The 26981-nt window shown below is 63.6% G+C and carries 24 protein-coding genes; 15 read left to right on the top strand and 9 right to left on the bottom strand.

Going from position 1 to position 26981, the window contains the following annotated elements; translation table 11 throughout:
* The first annotated feature begins 40 nt into the window (after nucleotides 1-40).
* On the top strand, nucleotides 41-916 hold the full coding sequence (locus tag ABDB84_RS01400) for a DMT family transporter (RefSeq protein WP_345917879.1): 876 nt from the start codon (nucleotides 41-43) through the stop codon (nucleotides 914-916).
* 173 nt (nucleotides 917-1089) lie between these two features.
* On the top strand, nucleotides 1090-2208 hold the full coding sequence (locus tag ABDB84_RS01395; protein WP_345917878.1) for a hypothetical protein: 1119 nt from the start codon (nucleotides 1090-1092) through the stop codon (nucleotides 2206-2208).
* Between the two features lie 7 nt (nucleotides 2209-2215).
* Here the strand turns inward: ABDB84_RS01395 and ABDB84_RS01390 are convergent, their stop codons facing one another.
* Nucleotides 2216-3634 (bottom strand): MFS transporter, encoded by a 1419-nt coding sequence (locus ABDB84_RS01390; RefSeq protein ID WP_345917877.1) that lies wholly within the window; start codon nucleotides 3632-3634, stop codon nucleotides 2216-2218.
* The gene (locus tag ABDB84_RS01385; protein ID WP_345917876.1) at nucleotides 3627-5594 is read right to left on the bottom strand and encodes a peptidase U32 family protein; all 1968 of its coding nucleotides are present in this window, start codon (nucleotides 5592-5594) and stop codon (nucleotides 3627-3629) included. Before ABDB84_RS01385 ends, ABDB84_RS01390 begins: the two co-directional genes overlap by 8 nt.
* A gap of 195 nt (nucleotides 5595-5789) precedes the next feature.
* On the opposite strand from ABDB84_RS01385, the gene ABDB84_RS01380 reads away from it, so the two are divergent.
* The gene (locus ABDB84_RS01380) at nucleotides 5790-7289 is read left to right on the top strand and encodes a sensor histidine kinase (protein ID WP_345917875.1); all 1500 of its coding nucleotides are present in this window, start codon (nucleotides 5790-5792) and stop codon (nucleotides 7287-7289) included.
* 10 nt (nucleotides 7290-7299) lie between these two features.
* Here the strand turns inward: ABDB84_RS01380 and ABDB84_RS01375 are convergent, their stop codons facing one another.
* From ABDB84_RS01375 to ABDB84_RS01365, 3 genes are read right to left on the bottom strand one after another with little or no spacing between them, the layout of a single operon-like run.
* Complete coding sequence (locus ABDB84_RS01375) at nucleotides 7300-8694, bottom strand: DUF4832 domain-containing protein (protein WP_345917874.1); 1395 nt, start codon at nucleotides 8692-8694, stop codon at nucleotides 7300-7302.
* Entirely contained in the window at nucleotides 8691-9770 is a 1080-nt protein-coding gene (locus tag ABDB84_RS01370; RefSeq protein WP_345917873.1) for a M48 family metallopeptidase, read from the bottom strand. Before ABDB84_RS01370 ends, ABDB84_RS01375 begins: the two co-directional genes overlap by 4 nt.
* Nucleotides 9771-9787: 17 nt before the next feature.
* Entirely contained in the window at nucleotides 9788-10582 is a 795-nt protein-coding gene (locus ABDB84_RS01365) for a TIGR00266 family protein (protein ID WP_345917872.1), read from the bottom strand.
* Nucleotides 10583-10757: 175 nt separating this feature from the next.
* Between ABDB84_RS01365 and ABDB84_RS01360 the strand changes: the two genes are divergently transcribed.
* On the top strand, nucleotides 10758-12719 hold the full coding sequence (locus tag ABDB84_RS01360) for a site-specific recombinase (protein WP_345917871.1): 1962 nt from the start codon (nucleotides 10758-10760) through the stop codon (nucleotides 12717-12719).
* A 13-nt stretch (nucleotides 12720-12732) separates the two neighbouring features.
* Complete coding sequence (locus ABDB84_RS01355) at nucleotides 12733-13614, top strand: DMT family transporter (RefSeq protein WP_345917870.1); 882 nt, start codon at nucleotides 12733-12735, stop codon at nucleotides 13612-13614.
* Here ABDB84_RS01355 and ABDB84_RS01350 read toward each other — a convergent pair.
* Nucleotides 13580-14467 carry a LysR family transcriptional regulator gene (locus ABDB84_RS01350; RefSeq protein ID WP_345917869.1) on the bottom strand — a complete coding sequence of 296 codons (888 nt, stop codon included), beginning with the start codon at nucleotides 14465-14467 and terminating at the stop codon, nucleotides 13580-13582. The genes ABDB84_RS01355 and ABDB84_RS01350 overlap by 35 nt on opposite strands.
* Nucleotides 14468-14567: 100 nt before the next feature.
* On the opposite strand from ABDB84_RS01350, the gene ABDB84_RS01345 reads away from it, so the two are divergent.
* Together ABDB84_RS01345 and leuE are read left to right on the top strand one after the other, a co-directional pair.
* Nucleotides 14568-15545, top strand: coding sequence for a DMT family transporter (locus ABDB84_RS01345; protein ID WP_345917868.1), 978 nt, complete (start codon nucleotides 14568-14570; stop codon nucleotides 15543-15545).
* Between the two features lie 55 nt (nucleotides 15546-15600).
* Nucleotides 15601-16248 (top strand): leucine efflux protein LeuE, encoded by a 648-nt coding sequence (leuE, locus tag ABDB84_RS01340; RefSeq protein WP_345917867.1) that lies wholly within the window; start codon nucleotides 15601-15603, stop codon nucleotides 16246-16248.
* On the opposite strand, the gene ABDB84_RS01335 is transcribed toward leuE, so the two are convergent.
* Entirely contained in the window at nucleotides 16249-16482 is a 234-nt protein-coding gene (locus ABDB84_RS01335) for a citrate/2-methylcitrate synthase (protein WP_345917866.1), read from the bottom strand.
* 28 nt (nucleotides 16483-16510) lie between these two features.
* Between ABDB84_RS01335 and ABDB84_RS01330 the strand changes: the two genes are divergently transcribed.
* Complete coding sequence (locus tag ABDB84_RS01330; protein WP_345917865.1) at nucleotides 16511-16639, top strand: hypothetical protein; 129 nt, start codon at nucleotides 16511-16513, stop codon at nucleotides 16637-16639.
* A 54-nt stretch (nucleotides 16640-16693) separates the two neighbouring features.
* Here the strand turns inward: ABDB84_RS01330 and ABDB84_RS01325 are convergent, their stop codons facing one another.
* A complete protein-coding gene (locus tag ABDB84_RS01325) occupies nucleotides 16694-19957 on the bottom strand; it encodes a pectinesterase family protein (RefSeq protein WP_345917864.1) in 3264 nt (1087 codons plus the stop codon).
* On the opposite strand from ABDB84_RS01325, the gene ABDB84_RS01320 reads away from it, so the two are divergent.
* From ABDB84_RS01320 to cyoE, 7 genes are all read left to right on the top strand, one after another.
* Complete coding sequence (locus ABDB84_RS01320; protein WP_345917863.1) at nucleotides 19941-20195, top strand: hypothetical protein; 255 nt, start codon at nucleotides 19941-19943, stop codon at nucleotides 20193-20195. The two genes, ABDB84_RS01325 and ABDB84_RS01320, sit on opposite strands and share 17 nt — an antisense overlap.
* A gap of 188 nt (nucleotides 20196-20383) precedes the next feature.
* Nucleotides 20384-20692 (top strand): hypothetical protein, encoded by a 309-nt coding sequence (locus ABDB84_RS01315; protein ID WP_345917862.1) that lies wholly within the window; start codon nucleotides 20384-20386, stop codon nucleotides 20690-20692.
* A gap of 66 nt (nucleotides 20693-20758) precedes the next feature.
* Nucleotides 20759-21703, top strand: coding sequence for a ubiquinol oxidase subunit II (gene cyoA / locus ABDB84_RS01310; RefSeq protein WP_345917861.1), 945 nt, complete (start codon nucleotides 20759-20761; stop codon nucleotides 21701-21703).
* Between the two features lie 3 nt (nucleotides 21704-21706).
* Nucleotides 21707-23692 carry a cytochrome o ubiquinol oxidase subunit I gene (gene cyoB, locus ABDB84_RS01305; RefSeq protein ID WP_345917860.1) on the top strand — a complete coding sequence of 662 codons (1986 nt, stop codon included), beginning with the start codon at nucleotides 21707-21709 and terminating at the stop codon, nucleotides 23690-23692.
* Nucleotides 23693-23706: 14 nt separating this feature from the next.
* On the top strand, nucleotides 23707-24318 hold the full coding sequence (gene cyoC / locus ABDB84_RS01300) for a cytochrome o ubiquinol oxidase subunit III (RefSeq protein ID WP_345917859.1): 612 nt from the start codon (nucleotides 23707-23709) through the stop codon (nucleotides 24316-24318).
* On the top strand, nucleotides 24318-24641 hold the full coding sequence (gene cyoD / locus ABDB84_RS01295; protein WP_345917858.1) for a cytochrome o ubiquinol oxidase subunit IV: 324 nt from the start codon (nucleotides 24318-24320) through the stop codon (nucleotides 24639-24641). Before cyoC ends, cyoD begins: the two co-directional genes overlap by 1 nt.
* 11 nt (nucleotides 24642-24652) lie before the next feature.
* On the top strand, nucleotides 24653-25531 hold the full coding sequence (gene cyoE / locus ABDB84_RS01290) for a heme o synthase (RefSeq protein ID WP_345917857.1): 879 nt from the start codon (nucleotides 24653-24655) through the stop codon (nucleotides 25529-25531).
* 75 nt (nucleotides 25532-25606) lie between these two features.
* Here cyoE and ABDB84_RS01285 read toward each other — a convergent pair whose 3' ends face one another.
* Nucleotides 25607-26890: a haloacid dehalogenase-like hydrolase gene (locus ABDB84_RS01285; RefSeq protein WP_345917856.1), complete on the bottom strand. Its 1284-nt coding sequence runs from the start codon at nucleotides 26888-26890 to the stop codon at nucleotides 25607-25609.
* Nucleotides 26891-26981 lie beyond the last annotated feature (91 nt).

Raw genomic sequence — 26981 nt, 5'->3', positions numbered from 1 at the left:
GGCGCGCTATACTGAGGCGCCCAGCTCGTTCAATCCTGCCGTGTCTGCTGCGCGTTCCACCGGTTTGCTCTACGCCACGCTTGGCGCATTCGGCTTTGCCTTCAAAGCCATCTTCATCAAGGCGGCCTACACCTGGGGCGTCGACGCCGAAACCCTGCTGGCGCTGCGCATGGGCTATGCGCTGCCGTTTTTCATCGTCATGGGTCTGGTGGTGGCGCGGCGCACGCCGATGCAGCTCTCGGCGCGTGACTGGTGGGCGCTGCTGGTGCTCGGTTTTCTCGGCTATTACGCCGCCAGCTATCTGGACTTCCTCGGTCTGCGCTACATCTCGGCTGCGCTGGAGCGGCTGATCCTGTTCCTCTACCCGACCATGGTGCTGCTGATGTCGGCGCTGTTCCTCGGTAAGCCGCTGTCGCGCAAGCTGATCTGGCCGCTGTTGCTCTGTTATGGCGGGATTGTCCTGGCCATCGGCCACGATATTCAGGTTGGCGGCAGCAGTGTGATGATCGGTGGCGCCCTGGTGTTTGCCAGTTCGCTTTGCTATGCCGCTTATCTGATGCTCAGCGGCGAGCTGATCGCCCGTCTCGGTGCGATGCGCGTGACCGCCTATGCCACCTCGGTGGCCTGCACGCTGAGCTTGCTGCAATTCGTGCTGATGCGCCCGCTGAGCAGCCTGGTGCAGCCCTGGCAGGTCCATGCGCTGGGCGCTGCGATGGCGATCTTCTCGACGGTGCTGCCGATCTGGCTGGTCGCCGAGGCGATGCGCCGCATCGGCGCCGGTCCGGCCTCGATGGTGGGCACCCTCGGCCCGGTGCTGACCATCCTGCTCGCCGCCCTGGTGCTCGGCGAACCGCTCGGCTTTTTGCAGATCTGTGGTGCGGCGCTGGTTATTTTCGGCGTCTCGCGAATCCGCTGAAAGCCTTGCCGGGCGCGGCGCATAGATTCATTCAATGCGCGGCGTAGACAAATCGCGTTGACAAATGCTGCACTGCACACAAAGCTATGTCTTAGTGCAGGGAAGTTGGGCTGTGGCATGCCCGACCTGCACGATCTGCCCTCCGGGCGGATCGCAGCACGCAGGAGGGCAGCATGGGCATGGCAGAAGGCATCAATCAGCAATTGGAATCCAGCGCGGGCGGTTCGCAGCTCGCAATCCCCACAAACGGCGGTGAAAATCTGGCCTTCGCACTAGGCGGCCTGGGCGGCGGCAATGCCTTTGGCGCCGGTTTTCTGGCTGCTGCGCGCGAGCGCAATATCCGGCCGGCCGCGATCACCTGTACCTCGGGCATGATCGTTTGGACCGCGCATTATCTGGCCGGCGACGATCTGCGCGAAAAGCTGCGCGAGCAGCTCGCCGAAATGCCCAAGGCGCCCGAATCGTTGCCCTTCGGCAACCAGTGGCTGCTCGCCAAGGGCCTGCCCGGCGTATTCCGCCCGGCGATGCAGGAGTACTGGGAACGCTGGTCCTTCATGTCGCCCTTCTCCGAACCCAAGGACTGGGCCGACCGGCTCCTGCCGGCGCAAACCTGGGTGCCGACGCGTTCGACCGAGCACTTCGAATTCGTCGCCGACACCCTGGCCAATAGCGATGTCGCGGTGATGTTCAACGCCTTCTGCCCGCCCAGCGGCCAGGAAGTGTTGTTCCTCAACGCGGCGGCGCGTGATGCGCTGGGCGTGCGCTGGCATCAGCAGACGCCGGAGACGATCTACATGCCGATCACCGCCGAAGGCGTCGAAGCCGCGCTACACCTCTACAGCTATGGTTACGAGCGCAGCTACTTCGGCATGAAGCTGATCGATGGTGCCTACCATCGTCAGTTCATCCTCAACGAGCTCTGCGATCTGGTGCCGGCGCGCAAGCCGGCCACGATCTGGGTGGTGCGGCCGCAGAATTCGCGCTGGATCGGCGAGATGCCCGACAACTACTTCGAGCAGCGCGACATGGAAACCGAGATCGGCATGAACAGCTCCTACTCCATGCAGGTGGCGCGCATCGAGCTCCTCAATCGTCTGGTGCGCGAAGGTCGCTTGCAGGCGCCCGGCGATCAGACCATCCATCTGGAGCCTTTCCAGTTCGTCGGCAAGCGTGGCTACTTCGATTACTTCATCGAGAGCGAGCACGTCTTCGACACCGCCTACCACCGCGCGCTCGACCAGATCGTCGCGCGCCATGGCTGGCAGGTGGCGCCGGCTTTGCAGCCGGCCTGACGCACCCTCAGTGTTCGCCGTTGGTCAATGCCGCTCCGGCATTGGCCGGCAGGCGTAGCAGGAAGTACAGCGAACAGAGCGAGATGGCGGCCACGCAGAGGAAGGCCAGCGAGAAGTCCAGCGGCAGGAAGTCGGCATGACCGAGCAATGCGCGTGAGGATTGCAGCGCTGCCGCGCCGACCGTCACACCCATGCCGGCCGCCAGTTGCTGCACCACGCTGGCCAGGCTGGTGGCCTGGCTCATCTTGGCCGGCTCGATGTCGGCGTAGGACAGGCTGTTGAGGCTGGTAAATTGCAGCGAACGCAGGCAGCCGCCGAGAAACAGCGCGACGATCATCAGCACATGCGGCGTATGCACGGTGAATGAGGCGATCACCGCTAGCGAGGCGGCGACCAGGAAGGTATTGCCGATCAGCACGCGGCGAAAGCCCCAGCGGTTGAGGATGCTGGCGGCCGCGGTCTTCATGAACAGCGCGCCGACAGCGGTGGCACAGGTCAGCATGCCGGACTCAAATGGGCTCAGGCCAAACCCCAGCTGCATCATCAGCGGCAGCAGGAAGGGAATCGCGCCGATGCCGATGCGGAACAGGAAGCCGCCTGCCACACCGGAACGGAAGCTGATCTGGCGGAACAGCTTGAGCTCCAGCAGCGGTGCGGGCGTGCGCGCGGCGTGCCACAGGTAGCCGGCAAACAGCAGGGCGCCGATCAGCAAGCAGGCCACGGCAACCGGAGTGGACACCAGATGGCGGCCGAGGGTCGCGAAGCCGGTCATCAGCAGGCCGAGGCCGAAGGCGGAGAGTGCGAAGCCCGGCAGGTCGAAGGCCTGCAGCCGCGCCTCGCGCACCTGTGGCACGAAGCGCGCCGCCAGGTAGAGGCCGAGGATCGAGATCGGCACATTGATGAAGAAGATCCAGCGCCAGTGGAAATAGGTGCTGATGAAGCCGCCCAGCGGCGGGCCGATCACCGGGCCGAGCAGGGCGGGAATAGTCAGATAGCTGAGCATGCGCACCAGCTCGGACTTTTCGGTCGAGCGCAGGATTACCAGACGGCCGACCGGAATCATCATCGCGCCGCCCATGCCTTGCACGAAGCGCGCGGCAACGAAGCCGCCCAGCGTGCTCGAAAATGCACACAGTATCGAGCCGGCCATGAACACAGCCATCGCCGACTGGAACACCGTGCGCGAGCCGAAGCGGTCTGCCATCCAGCCACTGATCGGGATGAAGATGGCCAGGCTGACCAGATAAGAAGTCAGCGCCAGCTTGAGCGCCACCGGATCTTCCAGCAGGTCGCGGGCGATCACGGGCAGCGAGGTGGCGATCACCGTCGAGTCCATGTTCTCCATGAACAGCGCGCTGGCGACGATGATCGGCAGCAAGGGAAAGCTGCGGCCGAACAGGCGGAACTGGAGGAGCGGATCAGGCATTCCTGCGGTCGGGGCGGACGCGGTGGAAAGTCAGCGGTACTTCCACCGCGCTTGGCGGCGGGCTCTGGAAGATGTGTTTCTTCATCTTGCTGATCACATGCATTTCGCAGGGCTTGCAGTCAAATCGCAATGTCATGCGCTCGTTGCCATTGACCAGGGTCATCGGCTCGGCCTTGACCTGACCCTGCACGCCTTGCACGCCCTTGGCCTGTTTGGGGCAGAGGTTGAAGGAGAAGCGCAGGCAGTGCTTGGTGATCATCACCGAGACTTCGCCGTCTTCCTGGTGCGCCTCGTAGGCGGCGTCGATCAGGGTCACGCCATGCCGGGTGTAGAAGCGCCGGGCGGCATCGTTGTAGACGTTGGCGAGATAGCTCAGCGAAGTTTCCGGGTAGGCGACCGGCGGCTCGACGGCAGCGGCGCGCGTCCAGGGTTTGAGGGCGGCAAGACGCGCCACTTCGAGCTTTTCGATGGCTTCGCGACGCAACGCATTGAGCGCCGAGGCCGGGATGAACCAGGCTTGCGTGCAGTCGATGCGAATCTCGCCAGCGCTGAAAATGGTATTGCCCAGCTTGCCCAGACTCTCGCGCAAGCTGCTCTCGGCACGCTCGGCGTTCTGCGCCGGTACTTTGTCCTGCGCCAGCTGCACGCTGACGCTGACGCCCCGCGCATCGCTGGCCTGCAGTGCGAAGCCGGTGGCCGTTTCGCTGAAGCGCAGACTGATCGGAATACGGCGCTCGGCCGACTTCTTCAGCAGCGCCTGTTCCCAGTGGTGGTCGCGATTGCGGCTGATCTGCGTGCCGATCTTCAGGCCAGCCAGTTCGCTGATCTTCTGGTTGGTGGTGACGCGCCAGCCCGCGCCGACGGGCTGCACGGTATTGGCCTGCATGCCGCGCACTTCGCGCTTGTTCATGTAGCTCAGGCCGTCGCCATTGGCGAGCGGCGCGCTGCTGCTCATCTCGAACCAGTCTGCGCCAACCTTGGTGACGACGCCCAGTGGCAGGCCGACATGGGTCGGCGCGTCGAAGGCGCCGATGTCTTCCTTGCGGCCATTGACGAAGTAGTCGGTAGCGCTGCGGTTGAAAGTCTTGTCCGGCTCGGGCGTGAAGCTGAAGCTGCAGCGACCGTCGGACGAGGCTGCCAGTTCGGGGCGCGCCTCGAGGATCTCGTCGAGCAGCAAACGATAGTGAGCCGTGATGTTCTTCACGTAGCTCATGTCCTTGTAGCGGCCTTCGATCTTGAAGCTGCGCACGCCGGCCTCGACCAGCGCGGCAAGATTGGCGCTCTGGTCGTTGTCCTTCATCGACAGCAGGTGCTTGTCGAAGGCGACGACGCGGCCCTGGTTGTCTTCAAGCGTGTAGGGCAGGCGGCAGTCCTGCGAACAGCTGCCGCGATTGGCGCTGCGCCCGGCATGTGCGTGGCTGATGTAGCACTGGCCGGAGAAGGCCACGCACAGCGCGCCATGGATGAAGAATTCGAGCGCCACTTCGGGCGCCACCGCGGCGCGGATGGCGGCTATCTGTTGCAGCGTCAGCTCGCGCGCCAGCACGATCTGCGAGAAGCCGACCTGGCTGAGGAACTTGGCTTTTTCGACCGTGCGGATATCGCATTGCGTCGAGGCGTGCAGCTGGATCGGTGGCAGGTCGATGTCGAGCAGGCCCATGTCCTGCACGATGAGGCCGTCGACGCCCGCATCGTAGAGCTCGTAAGCGAGCTTGCGCGCCAGCTCCAGCTCGGCATCGTGGAGGATGGTGTTGAGGGTGACGAGGATGCGCGCGCCGTAGCGGTGGGCAAAGCTGACCAGGCCGGCGATGTCGCTGACCGGGTTGTCGGCATTGGTGCGCGCACCGAAACCGGGGCCGCCGATATATACCGCGTCTGCGCCATGCAGCACCGCTTCGCGGCCGATTTCTGCGGTACGCGCCGGGGCGAGGAGTTCAAGCTGCTGGAGGGAGAGGCTCATGGCGGACGTCGGCTGGGATTCAAGGGCGCAATGATAGGGGAGGCGCGGCAGGCTTCATAGGCCCGTTTGTTCCACGCTGCAGTACATGCCCGGGTTTGCCCGATTGGCATATTCCCGTATTTGCGACAAACCCGCCTTGCGGCCCTCTGGGCATTGGCGCACATTGCCGAATGTAAGATTCTGCAAGGAGCCATCATGGGAAAGTGTTCGGACATGGGTTCGGACATTGGTGCGGACATCGCTGCCAAGCTGGTGCTGCGCTCGGCCGACCTGCTGGCTTTGCAGAGTCAGGTGCTCGAAGCCGTGGCCTGTGGCGAGAGCGTCTATCAAAGCATGGATTTGCTGTGTCGCCGGGTCGAGGCGCTGGCGCCGGATGTGCGCTGTTCGGTGCTGCTGCTCAAAGGTGATCGCCTGGAGCACGGCGCGGCGCCCAGCCTGCCCGAGGAGTACACGGCGGCCATCAACGGCATGCGTATCGGCCCCAACGAGGGCTCCTGTGGCGCCGCTGCCTACACCGCTCAGCCGGTGCTGGCTGAAGATGTGCGCAGCGATCCGCGCTGGGCGGCGTTTCGCCATCTGGCCCTGCCGCATCAGCTGCTGGCTTGCTGGTCCAGCCCGATCATCGGGCGCGAAGGCCAGGTGCTGGGCACTTTCGCGCTGTACTACGCCGAGCCTTCGCAGCCGCTGCCTTTTCACTGTGAGGCGGTGCAGGCGGCGACGCATCTGGCGGCCATCGCCATCGAACGGAATGTCATGGACTTGCAGGAACACGCGCGCGTGGACGAGTTGCAGCACAGCTACGCGATGCTCGGCGCGCTCAATGCCCAGTTGGAAAATCGTGTCTCCGAGCGCACGGCCGTGCTGGATCAGCGCAATGCCGAGCTGACCCGCACCATCGAGGAGTTGCAGCGCACCCAGAGCGCACTGATCGAGGCGCGCAAGCTGCTCAGCCTGGGCCGCCTGGTGGCCGGCGTGGCGCATGAGCTCAATACGCCGATCGGCAATGCGCGGCTGTTCGCCAGTAGCCTCAAGGAGCGTGCCGACAGCATGCAGCGCCAGCTGCAGGCCGGCAATTTGCGGCGCAGTGAGCTCGAACGTTTCATCGGCAACACCTGTGAGGCCGGGCGCTTGCTCGATGGCGTCCTGCAGGGTGCGGTCGACCTGATCGCCAGCTTCAAGGCCATCGTCGTCGAGCGTGACGACGCGCAGCGCGTCAGCTTTCAGCTCAGTACCCTGGTCGACAACGCCTTGTTGCTGCTCGCTACGTCGCTGCGCAAATCCGGCTGCGAGCTGCAATGCGATGTGCCGCCGCAACTGATGCTCGATGGCTACCCGTCGCAGCTGCAGCAGGTGCTGACCTGTCTGCTCAGCAATGCCTTGCAGCACGGCCTTGCCGATCTGCCCGGCGGGCGTCTGTCGATCACCGCCAGCATGCTCGACGCGCAGCAGCTGCAGATCCTGGTCTGTGACAACGGCCATGGCATCGCGCCCGAGTATCTGAGCCGGGTGTTCGACCCCTTCTTCACCACGCGCCTGGGGCAGGGCTGTGCCGGCCTCGGCCTGCATATCACCTATAGCCTGGTCACCGGCTTGCTGGGCGGCCATGTCTGGCTCAGCAGCGAGCCCGGCTGCGGCACTACGGTCTGCCTGCATCTGCCGCTGCGTGCGCCGGACCACGGCTTGCCGCAGCACTGAGGCTGCGTTTTTAGCGGCCGCGCTGGCCTATCTCCACACTGCCCAGGCTCAGCCAGCCGGGCAGATCCTGATCCTGCGCCTGATTGGCAAAACGCAGCGGCTTGCCCAGCGCGAGCGGATTGGCCACGCGCAGCAGCACGCGATAGCGTCCGGCGGCGAGCGTCCGCGTGTCGAGCTGTGCCTCACGCGTAGCCGGCGTGCCGGGCAGGATGGCCAGCACGCTGCCCGCCGCGCCGCGCGGGCCGAGCAGCTGGCCGTCGGCGCCGAGCAAGGCCACTTCGATGGGCCAGGCGTAGTAGAACGGTGCTACGCCCAGATTGCTGATCTGCAGCGCGACCGCCAGCTGCGCGTCGGCCGGCCGCAGCGCGACCTGCGTCACCTGGAATTCGTAGCCCATGTGGCGCACGGCCTCGAGGGCGCGCTGGCGGCGTTCTGGCGGATTGCCGGCGCGGAACATGCCCGAATCCATCAGCCAGCTGACGTGGGTGGCGTCTACGCAGGCGCGGAAGTCTTCGATGGCGGCGTTGCCCGGTTCGGCATCGAAGACCTTGCCCCAGGCCTCAGGGCGGATCTCGCCGCCGATGGGCCGGGTCTGCCAGGTTTGCAGGGCGACCTGGCCGGCCGCGCGGGTGAGATTCATGAAATGCCAGTCCTTGCTGCCCAGGGTACCCCAGGCGAAGGAGTCGTCGTGATAGCCGAAGCGCGCCTGCGCATTGTCGGCATACACCGGATGCGTCGCGCCGGCCGGGTAGCGCAGCAGGATGGGCGTGATGCGGAAGCTCGCCGCATAGGCATCCATGATTTCCTGCTGCACGGCCTTGCTGGCGAATAAATCGTTGCGCGGGCTGTCATGCCATTCGCCCCACATGCCGAGCAGGCCGGCGGTGATGAAGCCGATGCGCGCATCGCCGTCATAGCGTGCGCCGAGTGCGTGGATGAACTTCACCATGGCAGCGCGTAGCGCCGGGTTGCTGTAGTCGGGCGTTTCGTTGTCCACCGGTGGGCGCGGTGGCGTGCTGGGGCGGCTGTAGCGGGTGATTGCCAGGCCCGCATCGAGCAGGAAGGGCGGGATGCTGCCGGACTTGCCCGGATACTCGACATAGAAGCGGAACACCGCCTGGCGGCCGCGCGCGGCGGCGGCATCGAGAAAGCGTTCGAGCGCTCGCCAGTCGTAGCGATCCTCGGCCTGCAGCACGGCGGACAGCGGGAAGTAGCTGAACTCCATGCTCGCCGGGAAATTGTCGGGATTGGCGGCGCCGGCGTAGGGCACGAGTCCCTTGAGCGGGTTGTCGGCGGGCGCTGGCGCATAGGCGAGCGGCTGCCAGGCGGGCGCTGCGACTTCCGCACGCGCGCTGATCAGCAGCATGCTGAGGCCCAGCGCCAGCAGGCCGCGCAGGGCGCTCATAACGCCGGTGGCCAGGGTTGCCAGCCCAGCGGCTTGGCGGGGACCGGTGGCAAGCTGGCGAGCTTGTCGCGCAGGGCCTGTTCGCGTTCGGCCGATTGCGGGTGGGTCGACAGCATCGCCGGCGGCGCGCCGGCTTTGTCGGCGAGGATGCGGAAGAAGTCCGGCATGCCGCGCGGGTCGATGCCGCTGCGCAGCAGGCTGTCCAGGCCGTGGGCGTCGGCTTCGCGTTCGGCATCGCGCGAGAACTTGAGGCTCAGCAATTGCGTTGCCGCGCTGCCCGCCAGACCGCTGCCGATGTCGCCGGTGGCGAACATCCACAGCCCGGTGAGCCCCAGCTGCTTGACGATGTTCTTGAGGCCGTGGCGCAGTTCGACATGCTGTACTTCATGCGCCAGCACGCCGGCCAGTTCTTCGGGCCGCGTGGTGGCGCGGATCAGGCCACTGTGCACGACGATGATGCCGCCGGGCAGGGCGAAGGCATTGATCTCGGTTTTGTCGGCGAGGTGGAATTCGTAGTTGTAGCGCGACCCCTGGGTCAGGCGCTGACCCAGTTCGCGCAGCTTTTGCGCGCCTTCGCTGTCGTCGCGCAGCTGCAGTTCGGCCTTCATCTGCGTGAAACTGGCCTCGCCGAGCTTGCGCTCCTGTTCGAGCGGAATGCGCTCGGCAATCCAGCCGGCGATGGGGTCGGCAAAGGCGAGGAAGAGCCCCAGCATCAGCAGCGGCGTGGCGAAAAACAGCGCCAGCGCGCTCCAGCCCAGACGCCTGGCGCGGCGCTGCTTGCGGCCGCTCAGCGCGAGCGCGGCGAGGGCTTCATGCAGAGTCGGCGGCAAGGCACTGATCAGCGTGGCGGCGGCCTGCGCATCGAGTATCTGCAGGGCATGGCGGCCGGCGCCATCGTCCCAGGCCAGTTCCAGACCCTTCAGGTCGAAGCCCACGCGGCGCAGCTGGATGCCGCGCTCGGGCAAGTAGCGTGAGGGTTCAAGGATGCGCAGGGTCTTGCCCTCGACGAGCAGGACGACATCCTGCCCGGCCGCTGGCAGGCCGGGGCTGAACAGACGGGCGGGGATCTGGCTCATGCCGGCCTCAGGTGCGCTCAGTCATCGCCATCGAGCAGATTGCCGAAGCCGCCGAGCAGCGAGCCTTCCTCGCGGCTGCGGCCACCGGCAGCCGGCGCGGCCATCACGATGCGATTGGCCAGACGCGACAGCGGCAGCGATTGCAGCCAGACGCGGCCGGGACCGCGCAGCGTGGCGAAGAACAGGCCTTCGCCGCCGAACAGCGCGCTCTTGATCTTGCCGACGTACTGGATGTCGAAATCAACGCTGGGCTGGAAGGCCACCACGCAGCCGGTATCGACGCGCAGCACTTCGCCGGGCGCGAGGTCCTTGACCGCCAGGGTGCCGCCGGCATGCACGAAGGCCATGCCGTCACCGTCGAGCTTTTGCATGATGAAGCCTTCACCGCCGAACAGGCCGGCGCCGAGCTTTTGCTGGAAGGCGATGCCCAGCGAGACGCCGCGCGCCGCACAGAGGAAGGAATCCTTCTGGCACAACAGGGTGCCGCCCAGCTCGGCCAGATTCACCGCGATGATCTTGCCCGGATAGGGTGCGGCAAAGGCGACGCGACGCTTGCCGACGCCTTCGTTGTGGAAGATGGTGGTGAACAGCGATTCACCGGTGAGCAGGCGCTTGCCGGCGCCGAGCAGCTTGCCGAACAGGCCGCCTTGCTGGGCTGCGCCGTCGCCGAAGACGGTGTCCATATTGATACCGTCCTGCATCATCATCATTGCGCCGGCTTCGCCGATGGCGGCTTCGCCCGGGTCGAGTTCGATCTCGACGTACTGCATTTCGTTGCCGAAGATTTCGTAATCAATGACGTCCATGGCCATGTGTTTTGCTTCCTGTCGATGAGGTGTCGGGGCTTGTTCTGCGGCATGCCGCGTGGTGCAGAGCCTGCCACGAAATGATGAATCATTTACGCCGGCAGTGTAGCGAAAAGCGCCGCGGCTGGTTTAAAACGCAGGAGGCGCTAAACTGTGCTGCCTTCCTTGCCAGTGAGTCCGCATGCCCGCCTTGCACCCATTGCTCGAAGCGGTCGCCGCCGCACCTGATAGCAGCGATCCGGCGCTGCTGGTTGAACTGGTCGCTGCCCTGCGGCCCGTGCAGGCGAACGATCACGAAGATGCGCGCAACCGCCTGTGCCTGCTGATCGATGTGCTGCGCAGCCGGCCGCATCTGGCGCTGGCTTTGCGCGCTTATCTGGCCAGCGTGCTGGCGGCGCGCAATCACAGTTTCTTCTTTGCCGAGAGCGGCATTCTCGGCAATACCGGTTTCTTCTCCGAGCTGCGCCATCGCATCGCCAACCGCATCTTGCCGCCGGCGCTTGATGCGCGCTTTCTCAGCGATCTGTTCGACGAGCTGTTCGTCCGCGAGGACGACGCGCGCTGGCTCGCCGCCGTGCCCGATGCCCTGTGGCAGGAGCTGCTGGCCGCGCTGGGCATGGATCAGGGGCCGCTTGACGCCGGTCAGCTGCAGCTGCGCCACGAGATCGGCGAAGCCTTGCGCGTGCTCGCCTGCCGTCTGGCCGCGCTGGGGCTGGAGCCGGAGATGGTGCGCTATTACCCGGCGCTGGCGCAGTACGAGTCGCCCTTCCTCGCGCAGCAGCGCGAGATCGAATTGCTGATCCTGCCTGCCGCGCCCGGCGCGGTGGCGCCTGATCAGGCACACGCCGCAGTCTTGCTGGCGCAGTGCCGTGAAGCGCTGCAGCGCATCCGCAAGCTCTCGCACGAGGGCGGCGCGGCGGTGAAACTCAGCTGGCACCTGATGCGCGCCCAGCAGATCATCGAGCGCATGGATGTGCTGCTCGATCTGCTGCTGCCCGAAGCGGGGGCGGCGCGCCTGCCGGCGGCCAGCCGTTTCTTCTGCAATCTGGTGGCGGCAGAAAGCCGGCGCGGCAGCGTGCGCGAGCTGATCCGCGATGTCACCGACCTGCTCTCGCTGCAAGTGACCGAGCACGCCAGCCGCACCGGCGAGCATTACGTGACGCGCAATCGCGGCGAGTTCTTCGCGATGTTCCGCGCCGCCGCCGGTGCCGGCGTGATCGTCGCCGGCATGGCGCTGTGCAAGAACTTCATCGCCACCCTGCACCTGCCGCCGGCCTGGGAGGCGCTGGGCTTCAGCCTCAATTACGGCCTCGGTTTCGTGCTGGTGCATCTGCTCGGTTTCACCATCGCCACCAAGCAGCCGGCGATGACGGCAGCCGCCCTCGCCGCCACCATCGGCCAGCAGGGCAGTGGTGCGGTGGCCGAGATGGGCGAGACCATCATCCAGGTCTGCCGCTCGCAGTTCATCGCCATTGCCGGCAATGTGTTGCTGGCCTTCATCAGCTCCTTGCTGGTGGCCTGGTTGTGGCTGTTCGGCTTCGGCCACTCGCCCTTGCCGGTCGAGAAAGCGCAGCATGTGCTGCACGATCTGCACCCCTGGCTGAGCATGGCCTTGCCGCATGCGGCGATTGCCGGCGTGTGCCTGTTCCTCACCGGCCTCATTTCCGGTTACTACGACAACAAGGCGATCTACAACCGCGTGCCCGATCGTCTGCGCCGCGTGCGCTGGCTGCGCCATCTGCTGGGCGCAGCGCGTCAGGAGCGCCTGGCGGTGTATGTGGAACACAATCTCGGCGCTCTCGCCGGCAATCTGTTCTTCGGCTTCATGCTTGGCTGCATGGGCACCCTGGGCTTCATGCTCGGGCTGCCGCTGGACATTCGCCATGTCACCTTCGGCGCGGCCAATCTGGCCTACGGCCTGGCGGCGCTGGATTTCCAGCTGCCCTGGCATGATGCACTGATCCTCGCGCTGGGCGTGGGCCTGATCGGCCTGACCAATCTGGCGGTGAGCTTCGCGCTGGCCATGAAGGTGGCGCTCAAGTCGCGTCGCCTGCGCTTCCATCAGGGCGGTGCCTTGCTGGGCTATCTGCTGCGCCAGCTGGTACGGCGGCCGCGCGATTTTGTCTGGCCACCGCGTAGCTGAGGACGTGCCGGTTTTGTCCAATTTGCTGCTCTATGCGCTGTCCAGTCTGATCTGGGGCTCGACCTGGCTGGCCATCACCTTCCAGCTCGGCAGCGTGCCGCCCTCGGCGTCGGTCGGCTTCCGCTTCGTGCTGGCCGGCGCCATCCTGCTGCTATTGAGCTGGCTGCGCGGCGAGCGCTGGCGTGGCAGCGGGCGCGATCTCGGGTACACGGTGCTGCAAGGCCTGCTGCTGTTCGGAGTCAGCTACATCTGCGTGTATGAGGCGGAGACGGCGATGAGCTCCGGACTGATGGCGGTGCTCAATTCGAGCATGATGCTGTTCAATCTGCTGGGTATGCGCTTGGTTTTCGGCAAGCGCTTCGAGCGGCGCGCTCTGGCCGGCGCGGCGCTGGGCATGCTCGGCATCGTGCTGGTGTTCTGGCCAGAGGTGGCAGGCATGCGCAATGCCGCCAGCTTGCATGGCATTGCTTTCGGCTTGCTGGCCGCCGTGCTGGGCTCGGTCGGCAATCTGCTGGCGCAGCGCAATCACAATGCGGCGCTGCCCTTGCTGCCGAGCACCGCGCTGGCGATGCTGGTCGGCGGTGCCTCGGCCTTGCTGATCACCGCAGCGCTGGGTTTGCCGCTGCAGTTTGATTGGCGACCAGCGTATCTGGGTTCGCTGCTGTATCTCTCGATCTTCGGTTCGATCATCGCCTTCCTCAGCTATTTCACGCTGATGGGGCGTATCGGTGCCGGCCGCGCCGGTTATATCGCGGTGCTGGTGCCGATTCTGGCGCTGCTGCTGTCGGCGGGCTTCGAGGGCTTTGTATGGCGCGGCTGGACCCTCGCCGGCATCGCCTGCGCGGTACTCGGCAATGTGCTCATGCTGCGCGCGCCGGCAGCAGAAAGTCGATGAAGGCACGCGTCTTGGCCGGCAGCAGGCGGTCGGGCAGGGTCACGAGGTAGATCTGCCGGTCCGGCATGCGGTAGTCCGGCAGCAGCTCGACCAGGTCGCCGCGCTGCAGTTCGTCTTCGAGCAGATAGCGTGACAAGGCGATGATGCCCAGGCCCGCCAGCGCTGTGCTGCGCATCACCTCGGCACTATTGACGGTCAGCCGGCCGGCGATCTCGATTTCGCTGCGCTGCCCTGCGGCGTCGATGAACTGCCAGGGGTTCTGCGTGATGTCGCCGACATAGTAGATGCAGTTATGGCTGAGCAGATCGGCTGGTTGGCGCGGCGTGCCGTGGCGGGCGAGGTAGGCCGGCGAGGCGCACAGCACGTAGCGCAGATCATGCAGGCGGCGCGCGACTAGGCCGGGAGCGGGCGTATTGGTCAGGCGCACCGCGATGTCCACGCCGGTGCCGGCCAGATCGGCGAACTGATCGCTGAGCTGCAGCTCGACCTGGATCTGCGGGTAGCGCAGCAGGAATTGCGCGATCTGCGTGCCGAGCACGCGATTGCCGTAGGAGTGCGGCGCCGAGACGCGCAAGGTGCCGCGCGGCGTACTGGAGAGTTCGTGCAAACGCGCTTCGGCGCTGTTCATCTCGTCGAGCACGCGGCGGCAGTGTTCGTACAGCGCTTGCCCGGCTTCGGTGAGGCTCTGGCGGCGCGTCGTGCGATGCAGCAGGGTGACGCCGAAGTCCTTTTCCAGCGCGGCAATGCGCTTGCTGAGCACGGCGCGGGAGCTGTCCAGACGCTCGGCCGCCGCTGAAAAACTGCCCGCTTCGACGACCTCGGCAAAGCTCGCCATATTGATCAGGCGTTCCATGATTTGCGCTTTTTGAGAAACAATCCTGCTGGAGTGTATTACTTTTTGCGCAGGTTCGAGCTCGTTACACTGGCCTGACTCCCCTGTAGAAAGGCTGATCATGAGTCAGAGCTCCTCCCAGACCTCGCATCCGGGCCGGCTGGGCGCCACCAGCGCCTTGCTGTTTGCCACCGTGATTTTCGGTGCGACTTTCCCTATTTCGAAGTTCATCCTCGCCAATATGGATGCCTTGTCGATGACCTTGCTGCGCTACGGCATTGCCGCGCCGCTGTTCCTGCTCATCCTGGCCTGGCGTGAAGGTACCGCTGCGCTGCGTCCGGCCGGGCGCAGCGCGCAGTTGTTTGCGCTCGGCGCGCTGGGCTTTGGCGGTTTCAATCTGTTCATGTTCTACGGCGTGACGATGTCGCGGCCGGAATTCGGCGCCATCGTGATGGCCTTGCAGCCCCTGATCGCAGTGCTGATCGGCTGGGCGCGCAGCGGCCGGCGGCCTGCCGCGAGCAGCTTTATTGCGCTGCTCCTCGCGCTGCTGGGCGTCGTATTGCTGAGCACCGATGGCCATATCGCGCGCCTGGCGGAGCATGCCGCGCTGCTGCCGATCCTGATGATGATTCTGGGCGGCGCCTGCTGGGTACTCTATTCGATGGGCATGGCCAGCTTTCCGGGCTGGTCGCCGCTGCGCTACACGGCGCTGAGCAGCAGCGGTGGCGCCATCTTTCTGTTGCTGGCCTGGTGGGGCGCGCACCGCCTGGGCTTTGTGCGCCTGCCGCAGCCGGCTGACTGGCCCGCCCTGGCGCCCGCGCTGCTGTTTGTCGTGCTGGTTGGTGCGGTGCTCGCCGTGCTGAGCTGGAACATGGGCATCCGCGCCGTCGGTGCGCAGAACGGCATGTTGTTTATCAATATCGTGCCGCTCACCGCCTTGACGGTGGCGGTGCTGCGCGGCCAGCACTTTGGTCTCTGGGAGCTGCTGGGCGCCGCCCTGGTCCTGCTCAGCCTGCTCTGCAATCAGCTGGCGAACCGCCTGCTCGACGCCTGGCCGTGGCGCCAGCGTGCGGCGGTGGCTGCGTCATGTCAGGTTTGAGTGCGAGGGCGGCAGGTATGATGAGCACTCTGTCGCCCCACCTGTGTAATGCGTCATGTTCTACGGCATCACTGATCTCGCTACCTTCGTGCTCGGCACCATCTTCATCGTGCTGTTGCCCGGCCCTAACTCGCTGTACGTGATGTCGGTCGCCTCGCGGCGTGGCGTGCTGCAGGGTTATCGCGGAGCCGGCGGTATTTTCTTTGGCGACAGCGTGCTGATGCTTTTGTCGGCGACCGGTGCGGCCTCCTTGCTGCGCGCCAATCCGGCGGCCTTCATGCTCATCAAGTACGCCGGCGCCGCTTATCTGGCCTGGCTGGGGCTGGGCTTGCTGCGCGGCGCCGTGCAGCGCTGGCGCAGCCCGCAGCAGCTTGCCGTGCAAGCGCCGCTGGAGGACAGCAGCAACCCCTTCAGCCGTGCCTTGCTGATCAGCCTGATGAATCCCAAGGCGATCCTGTTCTTCATCTCCTTCTTCATCCAGTTCGTCGATCCGCAGTATGCGCATCCCGCGCTGTCCTTCCTGATCCTCGGCCTGGTGGTGCAGTTTTTCAGCGCGCTGTATCTGTCGGCGCTGATTTTCGGCGGAGCCTTCCTCGCCGCTCAGTTCCGCCAGCGCAGCCGTCTGGCGGCGGGCGCCACCGGTGGTGTTGGCGCGATGTTCATCGGCTTCGGCTTCAAGCTGGCGAGCGCGAGTCTGTCCTGATCAGCGCTTGATGATGCGGCCGGCGGCGGGCGCTCGCTTTGGCGGCGGGCCATCGTATTGCGCGCGCGGCCGGATCAGCTCGCCCTGCGTAGCTTGTTCGAGCGCATGGGCCAGCCAGCCGGGCACGCGCCCGATGCAGAACAGCCTGGCCGCTGCGCCGCGTGGCAGACCCAGCGCACGGCGCAGCGCGACGAGGGCGAAATCCAGATCGCATGAGAGCTGGCGAGGACGCATTCGTGCCAGCGCGGGTGTCGCCGCCAGTTTGCCAGCGGAGGCCGTCGCCAAGTTCGATGCCGAGCACGCGCAGATGCTGGCCGAGCGCTTCCCGAGCGAAGTCCTGCAGGCGCCGCATCGCGTGTTTGCGGTGTGGGGTCGGAATCCGGATCACTGAGGCAGTTAAAGAAAAGGCCCGCCGAAGCGGGCCTTTTGTGTCCTTGTGAGGGACTTAGTTGGCGGTGATGCTGACGTTGTCGAAGGTGCTGGTCGAGGTCACCGTTGCGCTGCCTGATACGCCAACCAGGCCGACATAGACCGTACTGCCAAAGGCTGTATAGCCGCTGGCGGTGTAGTCCTGAGCCTTGGTGCCGGTCCAGGTGAGGCCGTCAACCGAGTAGGACACGGTAATCACCTGGCCGACCCGTGCCAGACGAATCCAGACAGGTTGTGTCGCCAGTGAGGTGGTGTAGCTCGGGCTGAGTGCGGAGGACGAGATGTTCTCGTTGTCGTTCTTGCGCTGCTCCCATTGCAAGCGCGGGATGCCGCGCATCAGGATGCCGAAATAACGTGCACCACTGTCTAGGCTGTTGCGGATGATCAGACCGGTACGTACGTTGCCGGTGTTGGATCCGCTCGGCACCTCCTGCGACAGCAGGCGTGCGACGATGGTGAAGTCACCCGTCACCGTCGTATAGGCGAACTCCATGCTGTCGCCATAGACCGTGGTGGCCGCGCTGCTCGATGAGCTGCTGCTCGCTACGCTGAGGCTGCCTGCTCCCACCAGTGTATAGACCTGGGTGGCAACCACACTGCTGCTTGAGCTGCTGCTGCTCGATGTGTAGGTCGTAGTGGCGGTGCTGGGCAGGCCGCCCGTGGTGTAGGCATTGGTCAGCGGGCTGGCTCCGCTGATGACGACGTCCGTGGTGCCGGCAATCGGTGCAACGCTGGAACTGGACGATGAGCTGCTCGAACTGCTGGAGCTGGCCGCACTTGACGACGAGCTGGTCGCGCTGCCTGCCGAGCTGCTGCTGGCGGCATCGACCTTGTCGGCCATTTCCCAGTTGCGGTATTCAGCCAGATATTGCTCGCCGCCGCTGCCGTAGACCACGGCCGCCTTGTTGACCGTGGTGGCATTCCAGGGGCCGGTGCTCAGCGCAATATGCTTGCCGAGTACAGAGTTGCGCACGATCATCTTGCCGACCGAGCCGGTGCCATCGTCCCACTGGCGAGCCAGGAAGACGCTGTCCTTGGTCGTCGCGTCATCGGCGATGAACACGCTGCGGTTGAACAGCAGGCCGTAGGTCTGGGTCGCCAGGGTCGAAGGCGCGCCGTTGTAACCGCCGCTGGGCTTGCGGGCGCCGGTGTATTGCACGGCAACGCCGTCAAACACCGCTGCACCCGGGCCGAAGATGAAGTCCACGTCACCGACAATGAGACCGCCGGCAAAGTAGGCGCGCTTGCCGCTGTTGGACAGGTACAGCGTGTCCTGGTTGCTGATCAGGCGCGTGCTGTCGAAGACGACCTTATCGGCCTTGTCGATCATCACGGCCAGTGCCTGGTCGTTGCCTGCTGAGTTGGTATCGCCCCATGCATTCTGGAAGGTGATGTTGACGGCGTTGAAGCCGTCGTTACGCACGCGGATCGCTGCCGAGCACTCCTTGCCGATAGCTCCGGTCTTCTTGGTGCACAGCGTGTACAGCGCGGCAGCATCCGTGTTGCCGGTGTAGGTGCCGGCCGGCACATAGGCGTTGTAATCGGCGACCAGGCTGTTCTGGTAGAGCGCGGTGCTGACCACGACCTTGCTTGCATCACTCTCCGTGCTATAGAGCGTGACCGGCGTCGTGCTGCTGCTGACGATCAGTTGTTCGTTGTAGGTACCGGCCTTGACCTGGATGTACACGCGGCTGGCTGACAGCAGGGAGGCTGCGTTCAGTGCGGCCTGGATCGTCGTGTAGCTGCCCGTGCCATCCTTGGCGACGACATAGGTCGGCGTGATGCTGGTGGTGTCGATGTAGCCGGCATTGGGTTGGCCGGCGCTGACCGATTGCGGAGCCCAGGCATCGCTACCGGCCAGGGCTTTGGCGACGGTGTAATTGTCAGCCGTGGTATCGCTCAGCTGCGGACGCGTAGCCGTGCTCACCGCCACCGGCAGCTTGCCGGCACCGGCGTTGGCCAGGTTGTGGGCACGCAGCTCGGCCGCTGAGCTGGCGCGGGTATAGCTGTAGGGCGGCGTCCAGCCCAGTTCGTTGGTGTAGCTGCCCACGGTGAAGTTGCTGCTGCTTGCTGCAGCTTGTGCAGATGTCAGACGAGCTTCCAGCGCGGCCTTGGCTGCCGCTTCCAGCGCGGCCGACGCCTCGACGCCGTTGAACCAGGAGCCGACGTCCTTGAACTGGTAGCCGTTGAGGTTGGAGATGACCTGGCTGACCGTGGCTTTCGAACCGGTCAGGTCGAAAGCATTGCTCTCGGACAGGATTCGCGATTCTGCACCCATGCCGATGTAGTAGCTGGTGCCGTAGCTGGTCTGGTCGGTATTGCCCGTGTAGTAGTTGTTGTACACGTGGAACTTGCCGAAACGGGCACGCGGTGCGCGCTGTACGGAGTCCTGCCAGATGTTGTTGCTGAAGGTGATGCGGTTGTAGTCACGCTCCTTGGCACCATTGCCATCGCCCGAACCGCCAACCATATTGGTCTTGTCGTGGTTCTTGAAGATGTTGTAGGAGATCGTGATGTAGTCCGAGCTATCTTCGATGTCGAGCAGACCGTCGTGGCGCATGACTTCCTTGGTCACGCCATTGATCGTGCGGATTTCGGCGCTATCAAAATGGCTACCGTCCGACAGGGTGCAATGGTCGATCCACAGTTGCTTGCCGGTGACGACGCTGATCGCCTTGAACTTCGCATTCCATTCTTCCTTGCCGACGGTGTTCGTGTAGGCCGGGCCCAGATCCTGCGGCGCCTGGAATTCAAGATTGCGGATGATGATGTTGCTGGTCGCATTGATCGAGAAGTAGCCGTCGATCAGTTTGGCATCCGAGCCCACGCCGAGGATCGTCGTATTGGACGGCACGATGAACTGGATCTGCGCTTTCTGCAGGTTTTGTATGCTGGTGCGTGCCGATGACAGCTTGGCCATGGCCGTTGCTTCGGTAGAAGTCGGCGTGTAGGACGGATCAACCCATTTCAGGTACAGATTGAAGTCCCAGTTGGCCGCGCCCGTGCCCTTGGTGTCCAGCGACTTGTAATAGGCCTCGTCGGCAAACTTGCCGTTGCCCAGGTCGGTACCCCAGATTGTGCCGACGATGTAGATGATCTTCGGCTCGCTCAGCGCGGCCGTCGGATTGGTGGCATAGGTCGGGCTGTTTTTGTTGAGGAGGGCTGCGTTGAGTTCAGCGCGGTTATGTACCACGTAGGTATTGGCCGCCGTCGCGCCAGCACCGCCTGTTGTGTTGGTGCCCTGGGAGGCCCAGCCGGTGACATTGTTAGCGACACTCAAAGTGCCGGTGCTGCCTGCCGATGAGTTGGTAGAGCTGGTGACCGTGCCACTGCTGCTGTCGCTGCTATTGCCGCCGCAACTGGCGAGCAGCAGCATCAATGCGCTGCAAAAAGCCGTGACGACGGCTCTGCCGTTTAAAGCAAATCTCATGAAGCCTCCTCCGAGTACAACGATTTCCCGTGGCCCGGTTGTTGGGCTGAACGGCTGTCTTCCGCATGTTGTGCGGTTTTTAAACTAATTTTGTTCGGATCCTAAACCAACTCTTTACATTTGTCTTGCTGCACCTGCGATGTGCAAAGAAAGGTGAAAGTCTGTGGGCTTCCTTGGGCGCAGGGTTTGCAGCAGATCAGAATTCAGGCAGGCATGCGCCCCGTTCGCGAGTGCTGTTGTGTTTGTCGCATTTACACCGTTTGGCGGCGCTCAGAAATGGGATTCCGTGGCTTGGTGGGGAGCTTGTCGCATGGCACAGGCTTTGCGTTACAGGCTTCCTGGGCGCTCATGACCTACTGCCAAAAACGCAACACAGAACTTTTTCTGTCACGGCGCCGTAAAGAGGATGCAAGTCCTTGGCGCGATTACACTAAAATTCTGTTTATGCCTTTGATGCGGGGCATGTCGATGTCGTTGCGTAGCCTCAAAAACTTGATGCAGCGCAAAAAATCCTTGCTGGCGGACTTGAAACTGGATTGTAATGGCAAGTTACCACCGCCTTATATGGCGGCCTGTGGGCGCTGACGGACCGTTCGCGGTCCCTTCTTTCATGCGTTCGCGGCTCAACGAATTCTAAACAAGTGATGTCGTATGATGAAAAACCCTAGATCTGCCCGCCTGTTGTGGGGACTTGCGCCGTTGGCCTTGCTGCTTGCGGGGTGTCAGGGAGGAATCCTTGATCCCAAGGGGCAGGTGGCTGCCGAAGAAAAGTCCCTGATCATCACTGCCACGCTACTGATGCTGCTGGTCGTGATCCCCGTGATCGTGATGACCCTGGTGTTCGCCTGGAAATACCGCGCGAGCAACACGGCTGCCGAGTACCAGCCCAAATGGTCGCACTCGAACAAGATCGAGGCGGTGGTGTGGATCGTGCCGATCATCATCGTCTGCTGTCTGGCTGTGGTGACCTGGAAGACTACTCACAAGCTCGATCCCTATCGCCCGCTCGATTCCGACAAACCGCCGATCAAGGTGCAGGTGGTCGCGCTCAACTGGAAATGGCTGTTCATCTATCCCGATCTGGGTATCGCCACCGTCAACGAGCTGGCCTTCCCCAAGGACACGCCGGTGAACTTCCGCATCACCTCTGATGTGGCGATGAACTCCTTCTTCATTCCCCAGCTGGGCGGCCAGATCTACGCCATGGCCGGCATGGAGACCAAGCTGCACCTGATTGCCAACGAGGCGGGCAGCTACAACGGTATTTCCGCCAATTACAGCGGCGCGGGTTTCTCGGGCATGAAGTTCCAGGCGATTGCGACACCCACCGAGGCGGAATTCGATGCCTGGGTGAAGAAGGCGCGTGCCAGCGGTAACACGCTTGATGCGGATGCTTATCTGGCTCTGGCAGCGCCGAGCGAGAACAATCCGCCGATCTACTACAGCGTTGGCGAGCCGCGCCTGTTTGACGCCGTGCTGCACAAGTACATGGCCGGTCGCACGTCTCTCGCCGCGACAGATGAAGAAATCAAACTGGCTGAACTGACCAAGATCCTGTGTCAGACGCAGCCGGTCGCAGCCGTCAAGGAGCACTGATAGATGTTGTTAGGAAAACTGACTCTCGACGCCATTCCCTTCCACGAACCCATCGTGATGGGCGCTCTGGGTGGCGCTGGCCTGGTGGGCCTGGTCATCATCGCGCTGATCACCAAGTTCGGCAAATGGGGCTACCTGTGGCGTGAATGGCTGACCACGGTCGACCACAAGAAGATCGGCGTGATGTACATCATCGTCGCCCTGGTCATGTTGCTGCGCGGCTTTGCCGATGCACTGATGATGCGTGCCCAGCTGGCCATGGCCACTGATGGCGGGGCTGGCGTCTTCCCGCCCTCGCACTACGACCAGATCTTCACCGCGCACGGTGTGATCATGATCATCTTCATGGCCATGCCGTTCATGACCGGGCTGATGAACATCGTCGTGCCGCTGCAGATCGGCGCCCGCGATGTGGCCTTCCCATTCCTCAATTCGCTGTCCTTCTACCTGCTGGTAGCGGCGGCGGCGCTGGTGAATCTGTCGCTGGGTGTCGGTAACTTCGCACGCACCGGCTGGGTCGCTTACCCGCCGCTGGCCGGCCTGCAGTTCAGCCCTGACGTGGGGGTCGATTACTACACCTGGGCGCTGCAGATATCCGGGATAGGGACCACATTAACGGCGGTGAACTTCCTCGTCACGGTGCTCAAGATGCGCGCACCGGGCATGAAGCTGATGCAGATGCCGATCTTCACCTGGACCTGTACCTGGGCCAATGTGCTGATTGTCGCCTCGTTCCCGATTCTCACTGGCGCACTGGCCATGCTGAGCCTGGACCGCTACATGGACTTCCACTTCTTCACTGCGGAAGCCGGCGGTAACGCCATGATGTACCTCAACCTGTTCTGGGCCTGGGGTCACCCTGAGGTGTACATCCTTGTGCTGCCAGCCTTCGGCATCTTCTCGGAAGTCGTCTCGACCTTCACCGGCAAGCGCCTGTTCGGCCATACCTCGATGATCGTCGCCAGCGGCGTGATCTCGGTGCTGGGCTTCATGGTCTGGCTGCACCACTTCTTCACCATGGGTTCCGGCGCCAACGTCAACGCCTTCTTCGGCATCGCGACCATGGTGATCTCGGTACCAACCGGGGTGAAGCTCTTCAACTGGCTGTTCACCATCTATCGCGGTCGCCTGCGTTTCGAACCGCCGATTTTGTGGACGCTGGGTTTCATGGTCACCTTCTCGATCGGTGGCATGACCGGCGTGCTGATGGCCGTGCCGGGCGCTGACTTCGTGCTGCACAACAGCCTGTTCCTGATCGCCCACTTCCACAACACCATCATCGGTGGTGCGGTGTTCGGCTACCTGGCGGGCTTTGCCTTCTGGTTCCCGAAAGTCTTCGGCTTCAAGCTCAACCCGAAGCTGGGCAAGGCGGCGTTCTGGTTCTGGCAGGTCGGCTTCTTCTTCGCCTTCATGCCGCTTTACGTGCTGGGCTTCCTGGGCATGACGCGCCGCCTGAACCACACCAACAATCCGGCCTGGGATATCTGGCTCTACATCGCACTGTTCGGCGCACTGCTGATCGCCTGCGGTATCGCCTGCCAGCTGCTGCAACTGGCGGTGAGCCTGATCGAGCGCAAGAAGAACGCCGATCTGAGTGGCGACCCCTGGAATGGTCATACGCTGGAATGGTCGACCTCCTCGCCGCCGCCTTCGTACAACTTCGCCGTGCTGCCGCAGGTGCATGACATCGACGCCTTCACCGACATGAAGGAAAAGGGTGTCGCCTACGCAGCGCCGGCCAAGTACGAGCCGATCCACATGCCCAAGAACACGGCAGCGGGTCTGTACATCGGTGGCTTTACCGGGATTCTCGGTTTTGCGCTGATCTGGCACATCTGGTGGATGGCCATCCTGGGTCTGGTCGGCATCATCGGCAGCATGCTCGCGCGTGCTTACGACAATGACCGCGACTTCTACATCCAGCCCGCCGAAATCGAAGCGACTGAACGTGCCGCCGCCGAGCAGCGCGCACGTGCGGTTGCCGCCTGAGGAATGCACGCCAAATGAGTACTACTGTTGAACACGCACACGGCGCCTATGATGAGCATGCTCATCATGACGCCGACAAGCAGACCATCCTGGGCTTCTGGCTCTATCTGATGACCGACTGCATCCTGTTCGCGACTGCGTTCGCGGGCTATGCGGTGCTGTATCGCAACATCGCCACCGGCCCGGCCGGCCACGAGATCTTCGAGCTGCCCTATGTGGCGGTGGAAACTGCGGCACTGCTGCTGTCGTCCATCACTTACGGCTTCGCCTTGATCGCCGGCAACAAGGGCAACAAGTCGGCGGTGCTGGGCTGGCTGGCGGTGACCTTCCTGTTCGGCGCGGCCTTCATCGTGATGGAGGTGAATGAATTCCACCACCTGATTGAAGAGGGTTACGGTCCGCAAACCAGCGCTTTCCTGTCGGCCTTCTTCGGCCTGGTCGGTCTGCACGGCTTGCACGTGACGGCGGGTCTGGTGTGGATGGCGATCATGATGCTCGAAGTCTTCCGCAGCGGCCTGGGCTCGCGCACGATGGTGCGCCTCAACTGCCTGTCGCTGTTCTGGCACTTCCTCGACATCGTCTGGATCTGCGTCTTTACGGTTGTGTATCTGAAAGGAGTCATGTGATGAGTCAGGCACATGAACACGCCGCCGATCACGGCAGCGTCAAGAGTTACGTGATTGGTTTCGTGCTGTCGGTGATCCTCACCGCGATTCCTTTCTGGCTGGTGATGAGCGGCAGCTTCAGCAAGCAGTTCACGTTGATTGGCATCTTTACCCTGGCGATCGTGCAGATCGTGGTGCACCTGAAGTACTTCCTGCACCTGAACTTCACCGAGGAGGGCAAGCTCAATGTGTTCTCCTTCCTGTTCACGGCGCTGGTCATCGTGCTGCTGATCGGCCTGTCGATCTGGATCATCACCACCGCTGACGCGTTGATGATGCGTTGAGCGGAGCCGACTTGAAGCTCAAGCGTTATTTGCTCGTCACCAAGCCGGGCATCATCTTCGGCAACCTCATCGCGACGGTGGGGGGCTTTCTGCTGGCCAGCCAGGGCAAGCCGGACTGGGCGCTGCTGTGCGCGACCATGCTCGGTCTGTCCCTGGTGGTGGCTTCCGGCTGCGCCATCAACAACTGCATCGACCGTGACATCGATTCGCGCATGTCGCGCACACGCAAGCGTGTGCTCGTCACCGGCGCGATGTCGGTGCGGGCGGCGATGGCACATGGCGTGGTGCTCGGCCTGCTCGGCTTTGCCTGCCTGCTCGCCTTCACCAATCTGCTGACGACGGCCTGCGTGCTGTTCGGTTTCATCATCTATGTCGGGGTGTACAGCCTCTACATGAAGCGCAATTCGGTGTACGGTACCCTGGTGGGCAGTCTCTCCGGTGCGGTGCCGCCGGTGGCGGGCTACGTGGCGGCCAGTGGCCGCTTCGACAGCGGCGCAGCGATCCTGCTGCTGATGTTCTGTCTGTGGCAGATGCCGCACTCCTACGCCATCGCCATCTTCCGGTTCGAGGATTACGAGCGCGCCAATATTCCGGTGTTGCCGGTGGTGCGCGGCGTGTCGGCGGCCAAGCGGCAGATCGTGCTCTACATCCTGGCGTTTGCGATGGCGACGATGCTGCTGGTGGTGGGCGGTTACACCGGCTACGGCTACCTTGCGGTGGCCTGCGCAACCAGTGTGTGGTGGCTGAAGATGGCTCTGGGTGGCTACAAGGCGGCGACCAATGACATCGTCTGGGCGCGTCAGGTCTTCGTGTTTTCGATTGTCACCATCACCGCGCTGAGCGTGATGATGGCGCTGGACAGTCACGCACCGGTGCTCGCTGTGCTGTGAAGCACACTGGCCGCGCAAGGCGGCCAGTTAAAGCGTGCATCGTATCGGCCGCGCCGGGCGCGGCCACTCCCAGGTTCAGGCGAGCAGCTTGGTTTCGCTGCTGCCGATCTTGCGTACGCCGGATTCCGGCAGCCACTGGCCGGTGCGTTCGTCCCGTCCTTGCAGCATGAAGCGTGCGTCGCTGCGCGTGGCTTGCTCGGTCGCCAGCTTGCAGAGGCTGCCGATCTTGCCCTTCTTGAGGCGATTGACGATCAGCCCCAGCGCCGTGTCCGGGAAATCGCGCAGCATGTCGTAGTCGCCATCGCTGTCGCCAAACACCATCAGCGGTCCATAGCCCTTCTTGCTGGCCAGTTCGCGGCGGATCACCACAGTCTTGCCCGGCCCCCAGTTGAGCGGCCAGTCCTTGCGGTACTCGGCGCGATAGGTCTGGCCGTCCATCTCCAGACGCAGGCCGATGACATTCTCTGGCGGCAGCGCATAGCCATATTTCGGATGGCTGGCGAATACGCGCACCACGTCTTCCAGCGAGGCCGTGCTGACATAGACATCGATGCCGTGCGCGCGCAGGGCGTGCATCAGTTGCGCGATCTCCGGCGTCAGGCGCAGACCGTGGCTGTGCGATACCGACACCACGCCAGCTTTGCCCGGGCGGCTTGCCGGACTGCTGTATTTCACCTTGCGCAGTGCGTCGCCCAGACCATTGTCATTCGAATCTTCCGCCAGGCGCGAAACCTGGCTGACACTCAAACCGCTGAACAGATAGATCACCCAGGGATAGCCGACATCCGGGCCGTAGCTGTCATTGATCGCTTCATACAGGTAGTAGAGCTTGGCGCGAAAGTCGATGAACACCTCGTTGCTCTGGACTTCTTCCAGCGCCAGCTTGCCCTGCATGCCGCGATAGTTCTGCCACAGCCAGGTGTAATCGGCGAGCAAGTCTTCGCTGATAGCCGCCAGCGAGACGCTCTGGCCTGCCGCATTGTTGTAGGCGGGCAGGAAGTTGCCGGCCGGCACACCGCGCGTGATGGCGGCAGCGAAATCGGCCGGCGGCATGGCAAAGGCCAGATTGTTGATCTGGTACATGAACAAGGCCTCTTCGGTATCGTTCATGATCGAGGTGTTGTCCCAGTCGAACACCACGTAGGGCTTGCGCTGCGCGGAATAGCTGCGGCTGGTGTTGCCGGCACCGCGGATGATGCCCTCGATCCGCTGCAGGATGTCGGCCTGCCAGCGGCCTGCGTCGACAATCGCCGTAGTCGGCTTGGCGGTCTTGCTGCTAGCAGCGAGTGCGGGGGCGAGCGGGGCCAGGCTGGCGGCACCGCCGATGCCCAGCATGCGGATGAAGTTTCTGCGCGACATTCAGATCACCTGTTCTGTTATTCGAAAAGGAATGCAAGAGCGGTGTGAAATCTAGCAGCAGCATCGAACGGGCCGTTAGCAAGAATCGGCA

Origin of the sequence: Uliginosibacterium sediminicola (assembly GCF_039631295.1) — a bacterium.
GTDB lineage: Bacteria > Pseudomonadota > Gammaproteobacteria > Burkholderiales > Rhodocyclaceae > Viridibacterium > Viridibacterium sediminicola.
Note: the sequence above shows the minus strand (reverse complement) of the source record. Positions and strands in the feature narration are given on the sequence as shown.